Here is a 3,401-nt window from a genome sequence, read left to right on the forward strand (position 1 = left end):
TCCCAGGGCATCACCACCGCGGCCGTCCCGAGCACCGACGTGGCGTCGTTCGTCCCGACGGCCCGGAAGCTGCAGCGCGGTGCCGGCCGCATTGATGTCTTTGTCAGCAAAAGCTATCCGCTCTCACCGGCCCGCTATGTCCCCAAGACCAAGACGGTAAAGGGCACCTCCATCCGGCTGCGGCCCGAGGCGGCTGACGCCTATTTGAAGATGAAGACGGCGGCGAAGAAGTCCGGCGTGAACATTGCCCTGGTCAGCGGCTACCGCTCCTATGACCGGCAGGCCCAGCTGTTCCGGCAATACACCCAGCAGTACGGGTCAAAGTATGCCCAGCGGATCTCCGCGAAGCCCGGCACCAGTGAACACCAGACCGGCCTGGCCGTGGACGTGGGCAACACCAACCACCAGTGCGGCCTGCAGGCCTGCTTCGAATCCACCAAGCTGGGGCGCTGGATGGCCAAGAACGCCCACAAGTACGGCTTCATTCTGCGCTACCCCAAGGGCTACGAGTCGGTGACCGGATACGCCTACGAACCATGGCACTTCCGCTATGTGGCGCGTCCCTGGCCAAGAGCTACACCCAGTCCGGGGCCAAGACCCTGGAGCACTACTACGGGGTGGCCAAGGCCAAGCCGAAGGCGGAGAAGCCCAAGACCCAGGCTCCCAAGGGCGCCTCGAGCGCCAAGACGGAGGCGAACCTGAACCTGCGCAGCGGGGTAGGCACCAAGCACAAGGTCCTGCTGACCATTCCGAAGGGCAAGAAGGTCAGCCTGACCGGCAAGACCTCCAAGGGCTGGTACCAGGTGAAGTACGCCTCCAAGACCGGCTGGGTTTCGGGCACCTACCTGGGCAGCTTCTCCGGCAGCAAGCTCAAGACCCAGACTTCCCCGTCAAAGCCGAAGAGCTCGGCAAAGACCAAGAAGACCACGGCGAACCTGAACCTGCGCACCAAGGCGGGCACGGGCAACAAGATCCTGCTGACCATCCCGAAGGGCAAGAAGGTCAGCCTGACCGGCAAGACCTCCAAGGGCTGGTACCAGGTGAAGTACTCCTCCAAGACCGGATGGATTTCGGGCAAGTACCTGCGCTGACCGGTTGCCGTCCCGGTGAGAGCGGGCAGCCGGGGTACCTCAAGCAAAACAGCAGGCAAGGGGTGGGACGAAGTCGATTCGTCCCACCCCTTGCCTGGTTAACGCCTCGGCCGATCGGCCAGCTTTGCGGATGGTGGCTGGCGTTCGCCGAGCAGCCCGCGCATCACGCTGATCACCGCCGAAGCCACCTGGCTGATCTCGTTTTCCTTCATTCCACGGGTAAAGGAGAGCCGGATGGCGGTATGCGCCAGTTCCGGCTCGTACCCCATGGCGCTGAGCACCGGGGAGGGATTGGTGGATCCGGCGGCGCAGGCCGAGCCCGAGGAGCACAGCACCCCGTGACGTTCCAGCTCAATCAGCACGGTCTCCCCGGCGGTGCGCGGGAAGACCAGGGACACGATCCCGCCGATGCGTTGGGTCGGGTGTCCGGTAAGCGCCACCGATCCTGGGAACTGCTCGTTGAGCTGCTGGTGATCCGCTCAATCAGGTAGGGGCCGTAGCCCTCCCCGGCCCCGGCCGCGCGTTGTTCGCGCACGATTTGCAGCCGGGCGATCCCGGCGCGCCGGCCGGGTTTTCGGTCCCCGAACGCACCCCGCGCTGCTGGCCACCGCCGTGCAGCAGCGGCACGATCGGGTGGTTGGCAGCGTAGTAGAGCACCCCGGTGCCTTCAGCGCCCCAATCTTGTGACCGGAGATGCTCAGCGCATCCACGTGCGGGGTCAAGTCACTCAAATCCAGCCATCCGGCGGCCTGCACCGCGTCGGTGTGCATGAACGCGCCGGCCGCGCGAGCCAGGCGTCCGAGCTGCGCAATGGGCTGGATGGTGCCGACCTCGTTGTTCACGGCCATGACCGAGACCACCGCGGTCTTCGCATCGATCAGCCGCTCGGCGGCCGCCAGGTCCACTACGCCCTCGTGGTCCACGGGGATCAGCTCATGGGTGAAACCGTGGTGTTCGGCCAGGAACGCGGCCGCGTCCTGCACCGCGGGATGCTCGATGGCGCTGGTGATAATCTTCCGTTCCCGTGGGGCCGCCAGGGCCGCACCGATGACGGCGAGGTTGTCGGCCTCGGTGCCTCCGGAGGTGAAGTAGATTTCATGCTCCCCCACCCCCAGCTCATTGGCCACGGTGTTGCGGGCCCAGCTGACCGCCCGTTCGGCGTTGCGCCCCAGCTCATGACGGGAGGACGGGTTGCCAAAGTCATGGGTCAGCAAGGGACTGATGGTGTCCAGCACCTGCTGGTGGGCGGGCGCGGTCGCCGCGGCATCCATGTAGATCATCCGATCACCATATCCAATCCCAGATCGATGGCCGCCACCGAATGGGTGATGGCGCCGGAGGAAATGATGTCCACCCCGGTTTCGGCGATCTCGGCGACCGTGGCGGCGTTGACGTTCCCGCTGGCCTCGACGATGGCCTGGCCGTCAATGAGTTCCAGGGCGGCCGGGATGTCCGCCGGGGCAAAGTTGTCCAGCATGATCACATCCACCCCAGCGGCCAACACCGCGGGATCTGGCTGATGTCATCGACTTCCACCTCCATGGCGGTGGTGTGCCCGAGCCGGGAACGCACCTGGCGCAGCGCACTGGTCAGTTGCTCGCCGTCCCCCAGCAGGGCCAGGTGATTGTCCTTGGCCATGAACGCCTCGGAGAGGTTGTCCCGGTGGTTCACTCCCCCGCCGCAGCGCACCGCATAGCGTTCCAGGCTCGCAGGCCGGGAGTGGTCTTGCGGGTGTCGGCGATGCGCGCCTTGGTGTGCGCCACCTTCCCCACCAGTTCGGCGGTGGCGGTGGCAATGGCGCTCATTCGCTGCAGCAGGTTCAGCCCCACCCGTTCGGCGGTGAGGATGCTGGCGGCCAGCCCGCTCACGGTGATCAGCTCGTCCCCCACCTCGAAACGCTGCCCGTCAGCGACGTGGGCCGTGACCTGGATGTCCTGATCCACCTGCTGCATGACCCGTTCGAACACGCCGCTGCCGGAAAGCACGCCAGGTTGGCGGGCCACCACGGCGGCGCGGGCGGTGACCGCCGCGTCCAATACGGTGGTGGCGGTGATGTCCCCGCGTGGGCAATCCTCCAGCAAGGCGAGCGACACAATGGCATCAATGACGGAGCGCGGGACAGGGTGGATGGAACTCATCAGGCGTAGATTTCCTCGAAGGTGTTGGTGGTGGTCTGTTCGCTGAGCGGAAGCTGCCAGCAGGTGCGTGCTGCCGGTTGCGGCTCGGGGTGATCGGTCCGGTAGTGCGCCCCCAGGCTGTGGGTGCGTTCCTGGGCGGACGTGGGCGCTCAGGCGGGCAACGAGCAGCAGG

Annotated in this window: 5 protein-coding genes and 2 pseudogenes; 2 read left to right on the forward strand and 5 right to left on the reverse strand. The window is 66.1% G+C overall.

Annotated features, from left to right (window positions below):
- Nucleotides 1-702: M15 family metallopeptidase (locus tag JCM19049_RS10040; protein WP_279402917.1), on the forward strand; the 702-nt coding region annotated here is incomplete at its 5' end.
- Nucleotides 618-1,091, forward strand: a complete 474-nt coding sequence (locus JCM19049_RS10045) for an SH3 domain-containing protein (RefSeq protein WP_054821515.1) — start codon at nt 618-620, stop codon at nt 1,089-1,091. The genes JCM19049_RS10040 and JCM19049_RS10045, both read left to right, overlap by 85 nt.
- Nucleotides 1,092-1,189: 98 nt before the next feature.
- Here the strand turns inward: JCM19049_RS10045 and JCM19049_RS20030 are convergent, their stop codons facing one another.
- From JCM19049_RS20030 to JCM19049_RS23435, 5 genes and pseudogenes are all read right to left on the reverse strand, one after another.
- Nucleotides 1,190-1,531, reverse strand: coding sequence for an aminotransferase class V-fold PLP-dependent enzyme (locus JCM19049_RS20030; protein ID WP_279402918.1), 342 nt, complete (start codon nt 1,529-1,531; stop codon nt 1,190-1,192).
- A gap of 39 nt (nt 1,532-1,570) precedes the next feature.
- Entirely contained in the window at nt 1,571-2,371 is an 801-nt protein-coding gene (locus tag JCM19049_RS10050; protein ID WP_279402919.1) for an aminotransferase class V-fold PLP-dependent enzyme, read from the reverse strand.
- Nucleotides 2,368-2,568 carry a hypothetical protein gene (locus tag JCM19049_RS23430; RefSeq protein ID WP_374700283.1) on the reverse strand — a complete coding sequence of 67 codons (201 nt, stop codon included), beginning with the start codon at nt 2,566-2,568 and terminating at the stop codon, nt 2,368-2,370. The genes JCM19049_RS10050 and JCM19049_RS23430 overlap by 4 nt, the downstream gene beginning before the upstream one ends.
- A 2-nt stretch (nt 2,569-2,570) precedes the next feature.
- Nucleotides 2,571-3,229 (reverse strand): annotated as a pseudogene (locus tag JCM19049_RS10055) (nicotinate-nucleotide diphosphorylase (carboxylating)).
- A pseudogene (locus JCM19049_RS23435) lies at nt 3,229-3,366 on the reverse strand (hypothetical protein); the annotation flags it as partial. The pseudogenes JCM19049_RS10055 and JCM19049_RS23435, both read right to left, overlap by 1 nt.
- Nucleotides 3,367-3,401: the final 35 nt, after the last annotated feature.

It is taken from the genome of Arthrobacter sp. JCM 19049, from assembly GCF_001310435.1.